Origin of the sequence: Paenibacillus sp. BC26 (assembly GCF_900116125.1) — a bacterium.
Taxonomy (GTDB): domain Bacteria; phylum Bacillota; class Bacilli; order Paenibacillales; family Paenibacillaceae; genus Paenibacillus_Z; species Paenibacillus_Z lignilyticus.
Genome location: NZ_FPAD01000004.1, coordinates 47465 through 63914 on the forward strand (window position 1 = coordinate 47465; position 16450 = coordinate 63914).

Sequence of the window (16450 nt, forward strand, 5' to 3'; positions counted from 1 at the left end):
GATCCCTGATCATCGCGATTCTTTAAATCCTTGTTTCCACCCTTGTATAACCGACTCCCTATCACAACCTTCCATTTTGCCTACTATATCAAGCATGCCTATAAACGCAGACCAAGAGACACGCTCGCTTCACGCCAGTGCAACTGCTTCCCTATTATAGCTTATATCACTACCTTACTAGTCCTATTTTGTCGAATAGAAACAAACTTTCTACGAACCTAGCTGCGCAAATAAAAACCTCCCCAAACGGGGAGGTTTTGTCTACGAAAGCTCCATTTGCCGATTCTTCGAAAACTCCGATAGCTCCAGTTCCTTCTTCTTGTTTATAGGGCACAACAACAGCGGGATGATGCCCAGAAGGATGCACGCGCACGGCAGCACGCCCGCACCGATCTTGATCCCCAGCAGAGCATTGGCGCTCTGCACGTCAGAGCCTGCCTGAAAACCGAAATAGCTGATGATGCCCATGAAGAGCGACGCTTGGATGCCGGACATCGGGATCGTCAGGAGCGCGTCCAATCCGGTGTACATGCCTGCTTTTCGCAAGCCGGTGCGCTGCTCGTCCTCGTCGATAATCGCACCGAGCATGGGGCTCATCGCAATGCTAACGGCTTGGGTGAACACATACATGAGGATATAGGCCGCAATGGCTTGATAGTAATTCTGGACAAACGCCAGCAGCAGAAACCCGCACGCACTCGGAATTAACGCCAATAGCATGGCATTTTTCATCCCACGCTTCTTGATAAACTTGCCCAGAAACGGCGCCGCCGCAAACAAGGAAAGTCCCATCAGCACATCCATAAGAGTCGCCTGTATGCCCTTGAGTTCCAGCACGTAATCCGACATGTATAGAAAGGGAGTAAAGTAGAAGGCGCTTGGGCCGCCGACGAGGATTTGGACGAGAACGAAGGTGACGAACGCTCGCGATTTCACAGCCTCTCTCACATTGTCGAAGACATCGCCGAAGATACCTTTTCGTCCTGCGATCTGGACATTCTCCTTTACATACATCTCCTCCGCATCCTTCAACGGCTTGAGCGCGACCAAATAGAGAATGGAATTTAGGGCCAGAACAGCGCAGAACAGAATGGTCGTCAAGGTCTTTTCGCTATTGCCAACCAGAAGCAGCGTCGGAATCACCGTACCCAGAAAGCCCCCGATGTTCGCGATATAGCTGGTGAATACGGACACATCCACTCGCTCCTCGCTCGTCTTGGCAGCAAGCAGCTTATAGTTGGCGTGCGCAATACTGAAGGTAGTCATGGACGTATCGTATATGAAAATCAAGATTAGCATAAAGGCGAAAATAACCCACTGATCCCATGAGGGCTGAGCGAAAATCATCGCAAAGGACGCGACCAGCGTAACAGGCGCGCTTAGCCGCATTACATAGACATATTTGCCTCTTTGAGGATTGTACTTCAATCGATCCAGCCACACGCCTATTGCCGGGTCATTGATCGCGTTCCATATCCCGAAGATCGCATACAGAATCCCGATATACTTCGGATTCAAACCGACAATGTCCGTATAGTATTTCAGAAACGCGTTGTGAATCAGGACGTTGCTTAAATTGCCCGGCATCGTGGGGAAGGAGATCATGAACTTCTGCCATCCCGTCAGCCTGCGTGAGATATTGCTGTCGATTGCACTCATGGAATGCCTCCTATATTGATCTCAAACAAGCTTTGCTAGACAGTATTATATAGTCGAAAACCATATATTGAAAGCGTTTTCTCGCAAGTGCTATAATAAGCTACCAATCCTAATAGAGAAGCGGTGCGACGATGTTTACTCCATTCAAAAAGGATTTTATAATCGGGACTTCCACGGCTGCGTATCAGATTGAAGGCGGCTGGAATGAGGATGGCAAGGGGTTGTCGATATGGGATGTATTTTCCCATACCAAAGGGAAGATTCGCGACGGCAGCAACGGAGATGTGACTTGCGATACGTATCATGATTTTCAGACGGATATCGACTTGATGAGCAGCTTGAACATGGATGCGTACCGGTTCTCCGTCAGCTGGTCACGCGTTCTACCTGAAGGAAAGGGAGCCGTCAATCAGAAGGGATTGGATTATTACGATCGATTAGTGAACGCTTTGCTTGAGAAGGGAATCCGGCCTTTCGTCACGCTCTTCCACTGGGACACGCCTTATGCGCTGTTCCAGCAATATAAAGGGTTTGCCGGCAGGGAGACCGCCCAGTATTTTGCGGAGTATGCGAAGGTTGTCGTCGAAAGACTCGGCGACCGAGTCAAAGACTGGATTACGCTTAACGAACCCTGGGAGCATGCGATGTTCGGGCACTTCCTCGGCGAGCACGCACCGGGCATTAAGAATCCGTGGACGTACTTCAAGGTCGCCCATCACCAGCTTCTGGGTCATGGCCTGGCGGTGCAGGCACTGCGGAGCGAACGAAGCGATCTGAACATCGGGATCACGCTGAGTCAATTTCCGGTCTACCCGGCGAGCTTCCATCCGAACGAGAAGGAATTAGACTCGGTCGAAATGGCGGATATGTTCGTAAATCGGTTCTACCTGGACGGCGTGTTTAAAGGCAAGTACCCTGAGAAGCTGTTCTCGCGGCTGTGGCCGATCGTGCCTAAGATTGCACCGGGAGATATGGAAACAATCCGTCAGCCTGTTGATTTTCTCGGCGTCAATTATTACACGCGCATGTATGCCACGAGAAAGTGGTATATCCCCTTCTTGAAGACCTGGGTTGACCGAAATCCATCCGACGAGCGGTATGGGCATCCCGTGCTCGGCGCCCATGCGTTTCCCGATGGGTTGAAGGAGCTCACGCGGCGATACCGGGAGGAGTATGGCAATCCCGTGATCTACATTACCGAGAACGGGACGACGGAACCGGGCCATAACCTGGAGGAATCGCAGCGAACGGACGACACCTACCGCATCAAATATATGTCCCATTATCTGGGGGCATTGAAAGAAGCGATCGACGAAGGTTCCGATATCCGGGGTTATTTTCACTGGACGACATTAGACAACTTCGAGTGGAGTTCCGGCTTATCCTGCCCCATGGGCATCATTAAGGTCGATCACAAGACGCAGCAGCGAACCATCCGCGACAGCGGTTATTGGCTTCGGGATCTGATCGCGAATCAGGAGAGCAGGCGACGTTAGCAGCAAAACAAAAAAGACACGGAAGTATAAACGATTCCGTGTCATTTCTTATGTCCTTAAAGTTACTATGCCTGTACGCCTTCTCCACGCACAATCTGCAGCACGCGATGCGGATAATTCGTCGTAATCCGGATATTCGGATACGCCTCGATAATCCGCGCCAGAACCTCCGAATCATCTACCGTCCAGACGCCCAGATCCATTCCGAGCGCCGCCATCTCGTCCACGAGCTCTTGCGTAACGAACCCGTAATGCACGGACAAGCCCGTTGCGCCCGTATAACGAAGCTGCTCCTCAAGCAGCGTCGGCTTGCCAAGATAGATCAAAGCCGTCGCGATCGACGGGTCGATCTCATGTGCCCGCTTCATGGAATCATGATTGAAGGAGGAGAGCACGACTTCCTCCTGCATCCCGTGCCGCTGAATGAGCGAGATGACCCGCTCCTCGATGCCCTCATATTCATTGGCCAGCATCTTCAGCTCGACGTGCAGTTTGCAGCAGCCTTTGGCAAGCAGCAGCACCTCCTCAAGCGTCGGAATCCGCTGTCCCGCAAAAGCAGCATCAAACTTACTCCCCGCATCCAACTGCCGCAGCTCTTCCAGCGTGTAAGCTTTTACCGGTCCGGTTCCGTTTGTAGTCCGGTCCAGCGTATGGTCGTGTATGACAACGGGGACACCGTCCCTCGACAAATGCACGTCAAGCTCAATCATCGGAATCGCCGGCTCGCTCAGGGCGAGCTCGAATGCCGCCATCGTGTTCTCCGGTGCCTCTCCCGAACATCCGCGGTGTGCCACAATTCTTATCATCGTCTCTTCATCCTTCCCATCATGCCTGGTTTATTTGACGCCGTTATACACGAAAGCCTTAATGATCTGCCGCTGCGACAAGAAGAATACGATGAGGATCGGCACGACTAGAATCACGTTACCGGCCATCAGAATATTCCAAGTCGCGACGCCTTCCACTTCACGGATCTTAGCGATACCGAGCGGCAGCGTTCTGGCTGTTTCGTTGGTGGTCATGACAAGCGGCCAGAAATAGTCGTTCCAATGCGCGATGAAGCTGAACAGGGCGAATGTCACCAGTACCGGCTTCACGAGCGGTACCATAATCTGCACGATGACCTTCCATTCGGCCGCCTGATCCAATCTTGCCGCTTCGATCAGCTCATCCGAAATTTGCATGAACGCCTGCCGCAGCAGGAAGATGCCGAAGGCGCTGGACGCGAAAGGCAGGATCAGACCAAGATGCGTATTGAGCAGCTTGAATGCGCTCAGCTCCAGGTATACGGGCAGGAAGATCAGCTGGGCCGGAATCATCAGCGTTACCATGACGATCCCGAACAGGAAGCCCGAACCGACAAACTTGTATCTGGCAAAAGCATACGCCGCCGGAACAATCGTCAACATCTGCAGAATCAGAATGCCGACCGCGATGATGACGCTGTTCATGAAATAATTGAGGAACGGTCCCGTATTCCAGGCATCCGAGTAATTCTTCCAGACCGGATCTAGCGGAATCCACTGCGGCGGGAATACCATCGTTTCGGACAGCGTCTTCAGCGACGTGGAGAGCATCCAGATGAACGGCATGGCAAAAATCAGCACCAGCGCCAGCAAGGCAATCGTATTCAGTCCACGCAGAACAGCGGATATCGCTCGTCTGATCGTTGCTTCGCGGGTACGGGTAGGACGCAACCGGCTGCTTGCGGCAGCAGTCCCGATAGCGGGGCCGCCGCTGATCGTATTGTCTACGGCTTTCAAGAGCTTCACCTCTTCTTAACGGTAATGAACGCGCTTCGACAGCAGTTTGAAATAGATAATCGTAAGAATCCCGATGATGATCAGCAAGATAACGCCCGCCGCGGATGCATAGCCGATCTTGAAGAACCGGAATCCGTTCTCGTAGATGTAATAGACCAGCGTATTGGTGGAGTTGATCGGGCCGCCTTGCGTCATGATGGCGATGGTCTCGAACACCTGGAACGAACCGATCATGTTGATGATCACCAAGAAGAATATCGATGGCGACAGCATGGGCAGAATCAGCTTTCTGAAGGTCGTCCACGGTTTGGAGCGATCCAGCGAGGCCGCTTCATAGATATCCGGCGGGATGCTCTGCAGCCCCGCGATGAACACCAGCGCGTTGTAGCCAAGTCCCTTCCATACGGCTACGATGACCAGTGAAACGAGCGATGTGCTCGGATGGGACAACCACGCTAGCTTGCCGAATCCCACCAGCCCGATCACCCAGTTGAGCAGTCCGTACTCGGGGTCCATCAGCCAGCTCCACAGCAGCGATATCGACACGAGCGAAATAATATGCGGACTGAAGATCGCGCCTTGGACGAAGCCGTGGAAGAAGCTTTTTCGATTCAGCCACAGTGCGAGCAGCAGCGCAATTCCGGTCGTCAGCGTTACCGTGAGCAGCGTATAGATCGTCGTGTTCGTCAGCACCTGGCGGAAATCCGACTCTGCCAGCAGGTCTTTGAAGTTCTGAAGACCAACGAAGGTCTTGGTCGGGCTGACAAAATTCCAATCGAACATGCTCAAGTAGATCATGTAGAAGATCGGATAGATGAAGAACAAGGAAAACACGATAATCGCCGGAGCGACCATGCTATACGGACGCAGTCTTTCCCATACGGTCATGTTATCTTCCTCCAGCCGTCGCCAAATGTTTCGCGCTTGCTCTGGCCTCCACGCCGCGCAGTCTCTCTCCGTTCAGCCCGAAATAATAGAGCTGCTCGTACGGAATCGTGACCTTCACGTGCGCGGCCGTCTCGAGCGGCGCAAGGAAGGTTTTGACGAAGAAGATGCCGCTTCGCGATTGGATCTGATAAATATTTTCCGCTCCAAGACTCTCGCGGGTTAGAATCTCGCCGATAAGGTCGTAGCCTTCAACCGCATCGCTCGCGCCAATCAGCGCCTGCTCCGGGCGGAAGCCAACACGGCCTATTGTTGCAGAGGATTGAATCTCCAGCTCTTGAAAATCCCGTACATCCATCATGTTCATAGCCGGTGTTCCGATAAACTCCGCGGTGAATTGATTAGCCGGGTCGTGATAGAGATTCATCGGCGTATCCGCCTGCTGAATAACCCCTTTGTTCATGACGACGATCTCATCGCCCATCGACATCGCTTCAACCTGATCATGCGTAACGTAGACGAACGTCGTGCCAAGACGCTTGTGCAGCTGAATCAGCTCGGTTCTCATCTGGTTGCGCAGCTTCGCGTCCAGATTGGACAAGGGCTCATCGAGGATGAACACCTTCGGCTGCTTCACCATTGCCCGGGCAAGCGCCACCCGTTGGCGTTGACCGCCGGACAAGTTCTGGGGTTTCTTGTTCAGATGCGGGGCTAAGCCGACAATCTCGGAAATGTCCGTGATCAGCTTCTCGCGCTCGCCTTTGGCAATGCCTCTATTCTTAAGGCCAAATTCGATATTGCCGCGTACAGTCATCGTTGGATACAGCGCATAATTCTGAAAAACCATCGCCACATCCCGCAGCCCCGGCGGCGTATCGTTCACGCATTTATCGTCAATCCAGATCTCGCCGCTCGTCAGCTTCTCAAGCCCCGCTACCATGCGCAGCGTCGTGGATTTGCCACAGCCCGAAGGCCCGACCAGAACGGTGAACGATCCATCCTTGATGGTCAGGTTCAAATTTTCAATAACGGTCTCATCCTTGAATTTCTTGCCTATGTGCTTCAGCTCGATCTTCGCCATCCGCCATGTTCCTCCTTGTGATGGATTCTTGAATCGTACGCATAAGCTGCTCCAGCTCCTCCAACCGATGAAGCCGCAAATCCCATACCTCTGGGTCGCTGCTCGGATAAGGAGAGATATAACAAGTTCTGCCGCCAAGCTGCTTCACCGGATGCAGATCGTTCCACGGGTTATCCCCGATCGATAACATTTCATGCGCCTGATAGCCCTGCTCAAGCAGCGCCTCGACGTAGGAATGAAGGCCGACAGGCTTATTGGCGTCGTATACGACATCGTCGAACATAGAACGGATTCCCATGTAGCTCGTGAACTCAATGCCGGATTCGTGATGGGTGTTGGTCATGAGTACTTTTTTCTCCACAGCCGTTAGCTCTTCGATGGCTCGGAACAAGTCGGTGTGGCAAATGAACGGATAGGAAGCTGCTTCGACCATCTCCTTGCGGACCCGATCGAACGCGGCTTTCAAATTGTGCTCCGGAAGCTTATATCTGTGGTTGAGAGCCGTAGCAATTCCCCAGGGGTCGCCGATCGGAATCAAATGCGGCGCTTGGGCAGACACCGTTCCGTAGCCATGCGCTTGCTCATCGACGACTTTCGTTCCCTCCCAGGTATGACCCTGAATGAAGAACGCGCCATCTCGAACCAACCACAAATCATCCAGCCTATGATAAAAATGTCCAAATTGAATCTCATGCTCGCCTGCCCGAATAGCTCTCCCTAAGCGAATCGCCGCCTCGGTTTCTCCTTCATGCGCCGTTCCTTCCAGCAGGTAACGGATATACCGATCCAGGTAAGTGTCTTCTTGGTAGAGCGTCCCGTCCATATCGAAAATAACCACTTTAATCGCAGACAACCACTTCTCGCTTTGCATCGGCGCATTGCTCCCCTGCTCTTAGGATGACAAGGAGGGGACGCTTGCGAGCGCAAGGCTCCTCCTTGGTTTGGACTAGCTATGAGGTGACGGGTGCAAGATTATTTGCCGAGCAGCTTATTGGCTTTCTCCGCCGCTTGATCCATCGCTTCCTGCGGCGTTACCTTCGGATCGAGAATGGCTTTCTCGATCGCTTCTCTGATGATCTTCGCCACTTCCGGATACGCGTTCTCCATTGGGCGCGGTCTAGCGAATTGCAGTTGGTCTACGGCTACTTTGAATTGCGGGAACTCGATAAAATGCTGCTTCAGCTCATCGCTCTCTACCGCAGACATACGAGTCGGCAAGTAACCGACATGCTTGTGCTGGTAGATCGTGTTTTCCTTCGACGTCATCCATTTCAGGAATTCCCAAGCCGCTTGCTTCTCCTCATCGCTGCTCTTCGACGTAATAACCAGCTGACAGCCGCCTGTCGGAACGCCGTAGCTCATATTGGAAGGCATGAATGCCGTATCCATCTCGAAGCCGCCTTGCTTGGCCAGCTCCAGACTTCCCGTTACGCCGGCCGTCGAGGCAAATTTGAATGCGGACAACTGGTTGGACCAGTCTTTGTCAGCCGTTGCTCCCGCTTCGTCGCCCATCGGGATCTTAATCAGTCCTTCACCGACCAGCTTCTTCCAGAACTCTACCGGTGCTACGCCTTCAGGCGAGTTGAACGCTGCCGTCTTGCCGTCTTCGCTGAGCATTTTGCCGCCGCTCTGAGCAACGAGACCTTCATAGAACCAGATATCCGCAGGCACGGTCATGCCGAGCTTGCCTTTCTCCTTCAGCACTTTGGAGTATTGCTCCAGCTCATCCCATGTCTTCGGACCGGCCGGGTCGAGTCCGGCGTCCTTCAGCATCGTAACGTTCTTATATAGAATCGGCGTGCTGCGCATGAATGGAAGGCCGTACAGCTTGCCGTCCACGTAGGCATTGCCCATCAGACCCGGGTTGAAATCATCCAGCTTCAGCTGATCCTTGTCCTTCTCTGCATAAGCCGTCAGATCTTCCAGCATGCCGGAGTGAGCGAATACGCCCGTGGATGAGATCTCCAGATCGGTTACCGCAGGCGCGTCTCCGGCTGCGAAGGCTGCTTGTACTTTAGCGTGAAGATCGTCGTAAGTACCTTGGTGTTCCGCTATGACTTCGTATTTGTCCTGCGACTCGTTGAAGGTTTGAACCATGTGCTGCTTCGCTTCTTCGATCTTGTCGCCGTACGCATACCAATATTTGATGACGATCTTCTCAGCTGCAGGTGTTTCTGCTGCCGTGTCCGTTGCCCCGGCTGTCGTGTTGGTTGCATTTGCGTTTGTTGTCTTGTTGTTGCCCGTGTTCGAGTTCGTTTCGCTCGCTCCGCACGCCGACAGCACACCTGTTGTCATCAGCATTGCAAGTGTCACAGTAGTAAGCTTCTTAACCATCGTCCAATCCTCCACCTTTTCTCTACTTGATTTTTGTATAATCGGGGGTGCAACAAAAGAAACCTTAATCCTGCCGAAGGCTAAATGCCCTCAAGCGGATAAGGTTTCTCCATTACTCCAACCGATCGCTATTTACTTTTCATACTGAATGATACAGGGGTTTCGTTAACGCCAGGTTATCCCATTGCAAAGATTATATGGATTTTCGATTATTGGATGATAGGCGTAGAGGCAATGGATTTCCATAATGCCGGTTTAGATGTCGAGATCGCTGCCGCTCCGTGTCTCAAACACGCCTCTGCCTGCTCCGGCTCGTACAGTAGGCCGCCGGTGATGATCGGGAGCGAAGTGAACGCCCTCACCTTGTCGAACATATCCGGGATACGCGCAGGCATGACTTCAATAATGTCCGGTTCGCTCAGCAGGAGACTCTTCGAGATATTGTCCAAGCCCTCGCTGTCGACGAGGAAGAAGCGCTGAATGGTGAGCAGCCCCATCTTCTTCGCGGTTTTCACCACATTGGTCTTCGTCGAAATAATGCCCGTCGGCTTGATGACCTTGGCCAGGTAATCCAGACCGTAGTTGTCCGTACTAAGTCCGCCGATCTTCTCCAGATGCAGGAAGACAGGGAGCTGGTGTTCCTTGAACACATCCACATACCCTTTGATGACACCAATGTGCCCTGTTAACAGGAATACTCCGCTTAGTTGGTGGTTTAGGGACAAGGCGGTCTCGATATGCCTGGGGTCCTTAATGGAAGCGATCATTCTGTTCGTGGCTAGGCGCTCCAGAAAAGAAGCATGGTTCAAGGCCGCGTTCTTCGTTCTTGATGTCTCCATTATTGAGACTGCTCCGCCGTTGCTGTCACGGTGGCTAAGGGAATGTTGTGCTGACGGTCTGTGTCTAGTCCGCGAGCATTCGGATTGTGGCCGTAATGCGAGATATGTTGGTGAAGTATCGCTGCATGCTCCTCTAAGAACATGACGTCTATGGTCGAGATCCGGATTTGTTCATCTTCGAGATCAACAACTCGGAAGCCCGGTTGATCCAAAGCTGCGGACAACTGCACGAACGTCCAATTGTTCTGCGCCACGATCGAGTTCACATGCGTATGCCCGTTGAAATAGACGCCTGTCCCCTGTTTCAGATTCAGTATACGCCACATGTCGATGCTGGGATGAATGGAGCCTTTGTCCATTTCCGATCTAGTCGTCGTCTGATAAACAGGATGATGACCGAAGACGAGCAGCGGCTTCGTACCGGACTTCTCCACACAGTACTCCAACCACTGCAGCTGCTCTTCATCCATCCAGCCGCTCCAATCCGCGGTGTTCATCTCTCTGGCCGTATCCAGAAAGACCAGCGTCGCTGTGTCCGTATCGATGGCGTGATAACGCTCCTGACCCGTGATCTCGAGCACTTGCTCGCGCGTCTGCGAGTACAGATCATGGTTGCCCAGCACATGAACGAAATTTCGCTTCTCGTGCCACAGCAGATCGTACACTTCTTGCAGCTCCACGGCCGAGCCGAAATTCGTCAAGTCTCCAAGCGATATATGCAAATCCGCATCCGTATTCAGAAATTGCTCCAGCAGCGTCTGGTAGAAAGCCGTCCTAGCCTCCGGCAGCCCCGGAATCGTCGTATCGATTTCGTGGTAATGCAAGTCACCCATCAGCAGTAGTTTCATAAGTTCTCTCCTCCTGGAATCATCCAATTTTAGAACGCTCTCCCTTATGGTAAAGAGGGAGTGTTGATTTTCGATTAATTGGAGGAGGTGTTTTTGTAAAGATTATTGGGTTCTAAGCGAGGCAGTGAAAATCCCGGGCTTAAGGATAAGATTGATGATCCGTGTCGCGCCGTCTGTACATACTCATCAACTTGTCGACGGGAAGCTTTTCGGGAAGCGGTGCAGCCCTATCCTGATACCAGTAGGCGGTCGAAGAGTACCAATAGGGCTTCAGGTGCTTCGCCTCCCATGGGTTCACGAACGAGATGCTGAGATTTTTGTCGAACGCAATGGCATCATGTTCGTGAAACCGATACATGCTGATCATCGAACGCAGCGTATCTTTCAGCGGCACGCCATGCAGCTCTCCGTTGAATTCACCATCCCTGAAGTACCAGCCGCCATTGAAATAATCTTCCAGTCCGGTGCCAACGATCGTCGGGTTCTCGCGGTCTTCCGTGTCGATGAACATATATTCCGGCGCTTCCAAGTAAGACAAGTAGTTGAGATCCTCTCCCTGCATGGACAGGCAGCATCCGATGTAATGGCCGCGTCCTTGAATGTCTACCAGAGGAAGCGGTTCCGTACCCCCAAGACGTGCCGTCCGGAAGAGGCAATGGAACCGCCCGGAGTCCTTCGGCAGTTCGTCGTATTCCTCGTAGTTGGCGTTAAAGAAAACATCAAGCGGGATGCTCTCATGCAAGTTCTCAAGCTCAATGCGCACTTGATTATAGGGCATCAGGAAGTAGGAATAGAAGCCTCCGCTCGACATTCCGATATACCGTGAGACGAAGTGTCGAAATTCGCAATGGCCGATGCCAAAGAAATCGCCGATCGGACATTCAACGGACGGTTCAGACTCCCCGTCCCAATAGATACGGATGATGAGCTTCTTCAACGTAGATGTATCGTTCTCGGCTTGCGTGTCCCAATGTCGCCAGAACCATCCGGGAAAGGTTAACCACATCCGGCTGATCATGCCTGGTTTGTCACTCTTTACGATCGTGCGCGGAGGCTCGCCGGGCATGATTCTCACCGTCTTGCTCTTGGTGGCGGGATCGAAGGTCGTGAATTGTCGGGTTGTCGCTTTCCTAATCTCGTATAAAGCGGGGAACATATTCATCTCTCCTTTGTTCTTAGCCATTTTGGCAACGCTTCCATGTTTCGCCGTTTAGTCGTTGTTGCTATTCAATATCTCCGCCTCGGTACGCTTTCTCATGATACTTGGTGATGAATTTGAACAGCGATTGGCCTTCATCCTCCGGCTTAAAAGCAGGCTCCAGCGGCAAATACATCGCCTGATACGTCTCTGGCACCCAGATGTACGGATGCACATAACTCGTGAGTTGAAAGCCTGTCCTCAGCCAAAATCTGATGCGCTCCGCATTCTCCTCCGTTTGCTCCGCTTCGACCTCAATAACGACCGCGCGGCACGATTCCGACAACTTCGCCCATTCGCTAATCGCTTCCACGCAATGACGGCCTAGACCGCCGCCTCGTCGGCTTGCCCGCACGGCGAGATAATCGATCACGAGCACATGCGCTCCACGGTCAGTCGCTGTCAGTGCCATAGCGACGACTTCCCCCGCTTCCATCCATGTGTGCAACTCGCTTAGCTTGCGCTGAAACATGCGGCGGATCACGCCTTCGCTCTTCCCTCTATGTTCGGGGAAGGCTTCCCGGTACACCGGCTCTACCTTACGCCACAGGTTCTCGTTCCATTCTGAAGTGACTTGATAGTTCATCATTGAGACCTCACAGGTGCTCGCATAACTGCTGTACGAATTGCTCGCGCTGATTGATGACTGTCTCATAATTCTTCTCGCGCGGTTCTGAAGATGCTTCGATATGAAACATTAGATGTGCTCCTTTACTAGGTCAAACGATGACATGCAAAGATATACCATTAATTGTATATCAGTAGGAAGTGATGTTCAAATCATCCTGTTGCAACGGGTTAGAAGTCAGCGCACTACATCTCCTAATGAGGAAACAGTGCCCTTATATAAAATTATTAATGCGATTTATTCAGTATCTCTCTAAGCTTTGCAATTCTGAAATCATTTCGGGAGCTTAAAAAGCCTAATTGTTCAGCAATATCACGTCTAAATTTTAGAAAGGCTTCATCATTTATCTTGCTCTTATCCTCGATGAATCCAACAATTAATTGCTTCAACTCATGCTCACTATTAAAAAAAGTTCGATTTTCCTCATATAACTTCTTAATATATAAGTCCGGATAAACAATTCTTTTTCTTATCAACTCTTTTACTTGATTCCTGTGATAGTTATATAATGGTCCAATCTTAAAAGTCTCCAGGTGATGTGCAATCTCATCTAACTTGTCGCCTTCCCTCTTAATTGAAATTTCATTCGTAACCACATTCGCCTTAAACTTGAAATAATCGCCAATATGATCTTCATAGGGACTAATATGGTTAAAATTGAACTCTTTATCTCGCTTTAATGACTGGTTGCACGATTTACATACCGGAACCAGATTGTATAGAGACATTGAGAAATAGGGATATATACTTTTCGGTAAAAAGTGATCTATGTCAGCTCTAATCTTACCATTATCAGAATAGAGTGGAGTTATATATTGCCGATTACAGTAAGGGCATACTCTCAGAGCACTTTCCATAACAAAGAAATAATCATTCCAGTAATTTTTAAATACAGGAAACTGTTTGAAGTTATCTATTGTAATATTTAATTCATGTAACTTGCGAAACTCCATCTTGCATTGATCTACTAGAAGCGACTGGCCTCCAGGTAGCAATCTCGCATTAATTTCATTCTTGTGCTGAGGAAAAATGCCTTCTAGCATTCGCACTATTTCCGCTTGGACTTTTGCACAATATATTTCCTTTCCAATACTTTTTTGGGCTTCTTTATTAAAATAATTGAATAAGTCATCTACCTTAAACTGCTCATACCCGAAAAGACGGTACAAATACTCCTTATAGTTATACTTAAGTCCATCCAATTTAAGCCTGAGCATTTTGCAGACTAACGGAAATTGTATTTCTATTGTCTCTTTCAGTTTTGCTAAATCGGAGAGTTTACCCGTGGCAAAAGTTTTGTAACGATTTTTTACGAACCCAACAAAATAAGAATGTTGCTTTACAAACCTATTCTCATTAAAGTACTTCGAGGGACTTACTCGTCTGATTTCTGCGGCTGATTCATAAGCATAGCTCTCTCCTTTACTCTCCATTAAGTCCTGAATAATACGCTTTCTATAGTATCGCTGATGTTTTTTTTCTGTCTGCTCAGAAATCATAATTTTCTTCATGTTTATTGCCTCTCATCGCTTGTCTTTATTATATAGTCAATCAGTCGGTCTCTATCTTCCGGGGAGAGATCATTATAACGAGTAATCGATTCTTTGAGCTCTTTAGATAGATAAGCTGATCTTATTTGCTGAAATTTAGACTCAAACGCTCTTCTAATGACTGGCTCACCGATTATGCCAATTATGTATTCATAGCGTTCTAATGTCGGTATGTAATTATTTTCATTATTCTTGCGATTCCTATCATTGTTATCGTAACTGCTATTGTTTAAATCAATTGCTACTTTAAGTAACTCATCAAGTCCACCACTAACTTCTTTTATCATTCGATCTGAGAACTCACCTACTGTAGTGTCTAAAAAGAATGCATCATTAAACAATGTGTAAATATTCTGCCCGAATGTTTCCTGGTGTTCTTCAGTATGGTGGACCTTGCCATCCTTTAAATATAGAACTTGGCTTCTGGGAACATCAGATAATAGAATTGGAGAATGCGTAGTTAGAATGACCTGAACATCATAATTAGCATATACGGTGGTAAGTATGCCCAGTAAAGCATCTAAATACTTAATTTGCCACCTTGGATGATAGGATAAATCTGCCTCGTCAATTAATAACAATACATTGCTGCACTGAACTTCTCCACTAGGAATATGATTCACGATTTGCTTACTTCGTCCTCCATTTAGATCGGGTTTAAGTACGGAATATAACCGAGCATACAGGCTGAGTAGATTGCTCTCTCCTGTACTTAGTCCCCACGAAAAATTAAGATAAAAATATGGGCGACATGTTTTGTTATAGTGCTCGAAGAAATCTTTAAACGTGTTTAGATTTCCTTTTTTAAGTCTAGCTACGGCCAGGGAGGGCTCAGCGGAATTAACCTCAATGTCAAAGAATGAATAGTTCTGAATAAGCCATTCAATAAACACTTGATAGGGAATAAGACGATACGCATTAATGGACTTTTTTTCTTTTATCTTTTCACTGGCTCGTATTAAAAAATTCCTGCAATAGGACAGAATTGTTTCGGTTCCTTCTTTAAATGGCTCAAAAACTTCTAGCAAGCATGTTAATTCTGTTGTTCGTTTATCTGCTGTTGTATTCGGTTCAGCGACTTCTTTTATTGCATTAATAACCAAGTGCTCAGCAATTTGAGAGAACCACATTTCTTTATTATCAGCTAGCCTCCATAGTGAATCATGAACCATATACAATAATTCTCTTATTTTTTCATTTTCGTTCATTATTTCTATCGTTTGATTTTCACTGCCATATTTAGCATGACTCTCTATGCTCAATATTTCATGAGTATTTTTTAGATTACGATCATTTTTCACGACAGATATTTCTAGAAATTCCGGCATTTTAAACGGCATGTCTCTCTCTGAATCATAAAATTTATTCTGAGTCAGGAAATCTATTTGTCTATACACTTCATTATTAAAGAAATTATAGACCGGGTTCTCCTCTGATGTAATATGCCGGCTTTCTTGATTGCTAAAGTAGTCTCTCCTCAAAAGGCCCCCAGTTGAACCATCAAACACGGTTCCTCTTTTTTTTAGAGAATAATCATTCAAGTCAAGCGCATTGCTTATATAAACCAATTTAGTTTTGTTAACCTCTTTTATGAAGGCACTTTCATCTAATCTAATAACAGTTGCACTACTGCCTTCATCCTTAGTGACTTGTATTACTGGCATACGGTGTGTATAAATGTGCAATTCCGTAGGCGGTTGGTCATAAAACACCGCTATAAAACTTAAATCTATATCATCGACTCCACATGCCATACAATCCAGAATGCATTTCAGCAGTGAAGTTTTACCTGCTCCATTATCACCAACAACAACACTTACATCAATACAGTTTGCACCGAAAAAATCATTAGGAATCACTTGCTCGAGTGTATTTGAAACTGTCAACGTGCCTAATTTATAATCAAATTTATAGTTGTTACTGAAATGAAATCCTGTTTCTTTAAACACCCCATATGATTCTATCCATAAATAAGCTAGCTTCATGTTCTCAGAACTCCCTCTACTGTTATTACTCAATCCATCTGTTCATGATAATATCATACTGAGTGGTATAATTATCCTATTTATCAGATTTTGTCGAATGCGATACTGATTTTACCGCTTCATATAACTTATGTGGAGAAGTGATAAATAAAAATGCAGCCCCAACATGATGGGGCTGCTTCGT

Annotated in this window: 14 protein-coding genes; 1 reads left to right on the forward strand and 13 read right to left on the reverse strand. The window is 48.7% G+C overall.

The features are described 5' to 3' along the window. Positions 1–261: 261 nt before the first annotated feature. Positions 262–1659, reverse strand: coding sequence for an MFS transporter (locus tag BM412_RS23875; protein WP_091224027.1), 1398 nt, complete (start codon positions 1657–1659; stop codon positions 262–264). Between the two features lie 131 nt (positions 1660–1790). Between BM412_RS23875 and BM412_RS23880 the strand changes: the two genes are divergently transcribed. After that, on the forward strand, positions 1791–3155 hold the full coding sequence (locus BM412_RS23880) for a GH1 family beta-glucosidase (RefSeq protein ID WP_091224029.1): 1365 nt from the start codon (positions 1791–1793) through the stop codon (positions 3153–3155). Positions 3156–3220: 65 nt separating this feature from the next. Here the strand turns inward: BM412_RS23880 and BM412_RS23885 are convergent, their stop codons facing one another. From BM412_RS23885 to BM412_RS23940, 12 genes are all read right to left on the reverse strand, one after another. Continuing rightward, a complete protein-coding gene (locus BM412_RS23885; protein WP_091224031.1) occupies positions 3221–3961 on the reverse strand; it encodes a glycerophosphodiester phosphodiesterase in 741 nt (246 codons plus the stop codon). A gap of 30 nt (positions 3962–3991) precedes the next feature. Then, the gene (locus BM412_RS23890; protein ID WP_256256599.1) at positions 3992–4822 is read right to left on the reverse strand and encodes a carbohydrate ABC transporter permease; all 831 of its coding nucleotides are present in this window, start codon (positions 4820–4822) and stop codon (positions 3992–3994) included. A gap of 111 nt (positions 4823–4933) precedes the next feature. Further along, positions 4934–5806 carry a carbohydrate ABC transporter permease gene (locus tag BM412_RS23895; RefSeq protein ID WP_091224033.1) on the reverse strand — a complete coding sequence of 291 codons (873 nt, stop codon included), beginning with the start codon at positions 5804–5806 and terminating at the stop codon, positions 4934–4936. A gap of 1 nt (position 5807) precedes the next feature. Further along, positions 5808–6884, reverse strand: a complete 1077-nt coding sequence (locus BM412_RS23900) for an ABC transporter ATP-binding protein (RefSeq protein ID WP_091224034.1) — start codon at positions 6882–6884, stop codon at positions 5808–5810. After that, positions 6838–7755: an HAD family hydrolase gene (locus BM412_RS23905; RefSeq protein ID WP_091224036.1), complete on the reverse strand. Its 918-nt coding sequence runs from the start codon at positions 7753–7755 to the stop codon at positions 6838–6840. Before BM412_RS23905 ends, BM412_RS23900 begins: the two co-directional genes overlap by 47 nt. Positions 7756–7856: 101 nt before the next feature. Further along, the gene (locus BM412_RS23910; RefSeq protein WP_091224038.1) at positions 7857–9218 is read right to left on the reverse strand and encodes an ABC transporter substrate-binding protein; all 1362 of its coding nucleotides are present in this window, start codon (positions 9216–9218) and stop codon (positions 7857–7859) included. 209 nt (positions 9219–9427) lie between these two features. Continuing rightward, on the reverse strand, positions 9428–10057 hold the full coding sequence (locus BM412_RS23915; RefSeq protein WP_091224040.1) for a glycerol-3-phosphate responsive antiterminator: 630 nt from the start codon (positions 10055–10057) through the stop codon (positions 9428–9430). Further along, the gene (locus BM412_RS23920; protein WP_091224041.1) at positions 10057–10905 is read right to left on the reverse strand and encodes a metallophosphoesterase family protein; all 849 of its coding nucleotides are present in this window, start codon (positions 10903–10905) and stop codon (positions 10057–10059) included. Before BM412_RS23920 ends, BM412_RS23915 begins: the two co-directional genes overlap by 1 nt. 139 nt (positions 10906–11044) lie before the next feature. Next, the gene (locus BM412_RS23925; RefSeq protein WP_091224043.1) at positions 11045–12088 is read right to left on the reverse strand and encodes a glycoside hydrolase family 172 protein; all 1044 of its coding nucleotides are present in this window, start codon (positions 12086–12088) and stop codon (positions 11045–11047) included. A gap of 40 nt (positions 12089–12128) precedes the next feature. Then, entirely contained in the window at positions 12129–12689 is a 561-nt protein-coding gene (locus BM412_RS23930) for a GNAT family N-acetyltransferase (RefSeq protein WP_177246057.1), read from the reverse strand. Between the two features lie 269 nt (positions 12690–12958). Continuing rightward, positions 12959–14242: an HNH endonuclease domain-containing protein gene (locus BM412_RS23935; RefSeq protein ID WP_091224046.1), complete on the reverse strand. Its 1284-nt coding sequence runs from the start codon at positions 14240–14242 to the stop codon at positions 12959–12961. A 2-nt stretch (positions 14243–14244) separates the two neighbouring features. Further along, complete coding sequence (locus BM412_RS23940; RefSeq protein WP_091224048.1) at positions 14245–16266, reverse strand: AAA family ATPase; 2022 nt, start codon at positions 16264–16266, stop codon at positions 14245–14247. Positions 16267–16450 lie beyond the last annotated feature (184 nt).